Annotated in this window: 1 protein-coding gene; it reads right to left on the reverse strand. The window is 60.0% G+C overall.

Annotated features, from left to right (window positions below; translation table 11 throughout):
- Positions 1-459 precede the first annotated feature (459 nt).
- On the reverse strand, positions 460-1,428 hold the full coding sequence (locus ACFYM2_RS34735; protein ID WP_388841885.1) for a hypothetical protein: 969 nt from the start codon (positions 1,426-1,428) through the stop codon (positions 460-462).
- Positions 1,429-1,709 lie beyond the last annotated feature (281 nt).

Here is a 1,709-nt window from a genome sequence, read left to right on the forward strand (position 1 = left end):
AGTAATGGTGGCACTCGCGAAGAAAGGGGCTACAGAAGAGGAAAATGTTATCCGAGCCTATAAGGGTCCCTCGGCCCGAAACGTCGCAGGTGGGGGGCCTGAAGGTCTCGGTCAGAGAACGCATGCCCGTCAATGAATGATTGACTACGCAGGACGGCAACGCACTGTGAGCAGGACGAGAAGCGACGGCGGGCACTTACACACGAGCGCCCTCCCGGGCCGTACTCGGGTCGTGGAGGGGCGCTCAATAATGACCGACGTGGACAGGTGCCGACGGCTCGGCGGCAGCTCAGGACGTTGATCGGCAATGCGGCCGGCCGCAGCTACCGGCCGCCAGTGATCAGTTGAAGTTGTTCTGAGGCGAGCGACGGGCGGACAGCGAAACCAGCACGCTTCAGGTGCTGTGAAGCCGCCTACACGGATCAGCGGTGCGGGCGACACTGCACTGACGCGCTGCAGCTAACGAGCAGCCAACCGCAGACGGGCCACGTGGTAAGCCCAGGCATGGGTGGAGACCTTCTTCTCGACGGCAAAATGACGCCCGGTGGCCACATCCAGTACGCGATGATATTCCTCTATAAACTCCCAAGAGACCGCCTTGAAATCCTCATCCGCCCAGCCATACAAGTGGCGCAGCTCAAATTGCACGGCAGCGAGAAATTCCATCTCGCCACGGTCGATTAGCTCAGTTCTGCCACCACTGGCTTTCACCCATAGCTTCACCTTCTCTGGCGCCCGCAACCACTTACTTCCGGAATCTCGCAGCTCCGCATAGTCAACCCAGGCCCAGAAGGCCTCTGCATCCGCTATATCCGGCGCCTGTTTATGGTGATCCACACAAAGAAGGGCAAAGTTGCGACCATCCATAGATCCTCCCAGGGAGGCGGGGACGACGTGGGCCCGTTCTACCGGGGAGCCCCAGCAGATCAAGCACTCCTCGGCGATCCCGAGGTAATCCATGATGGCCTGCTTAGTCGGGTACGTCTTTCTGCTGCTCCCTTCGACCTCCCTTGTGCGCAACGGGAGTGATTCAATGTCATACCAAAAAGAATTCTCCTCGCCTTCCGGATACCCGATCTGCATCTCAGCGGGTACTCCGTTGTCCTGCCGCTGGGGATTTTTTGCGGTGTACATCGGGGTATGTAACTCGGTCAGGTAGGGAAGTGCGACCTCTGGGAGGAAATGCCGGATCATCTCCCATGAGTCTCGGTCGTAGCCGTTTTGGCTACTCCGGTGCCCCTGTACGTCAAAATAGAGGATTCGCGGGGTATTAGGTTTCATTTTTTGCGCCTTATGAATGACTGCGAAAATTCGAGGGGCGCAGCGCTCAAAGTTCTCATATACTGCCATATCGTGATAGAGCGCTATAGGCTTGCCCTTGGTCGGCTGCCTATGGGTGCTCTTCCTTCCGGCCTTCTTCTTGGGCAACGGATCACTCCTGCTTCGGCGATGCCTGACGCGAACAGGGTGCCAGCCCTCACTGACACTGCCCCAGCAGCATGAAACCCCTTACCCGCCTGACACGGGTGTTTACCAAGCTCCGCCGCCGACGTCAGTGACGGCAACGACGGCGGACGGCGGCACCGCTCGGCGGCCCGGGGCGGAAGCGGCACGGGACGATCCGGCCGCCCCACCGTGGCGTGCCCGCATCTTCTAAGCGCCTGTGCCGCCGGCAGCCGAGAGCCGGGACAGCGATGCCGCTGAGTGTC

This window comes from Streptomyces sp. NPDC006711 (assembly GCF_042869775.1).
Lineage (GTDB): Bacteria > Actinomycetota > Actinomycetes > Streptomycetales > Streptomycetaceae > Streptomyces.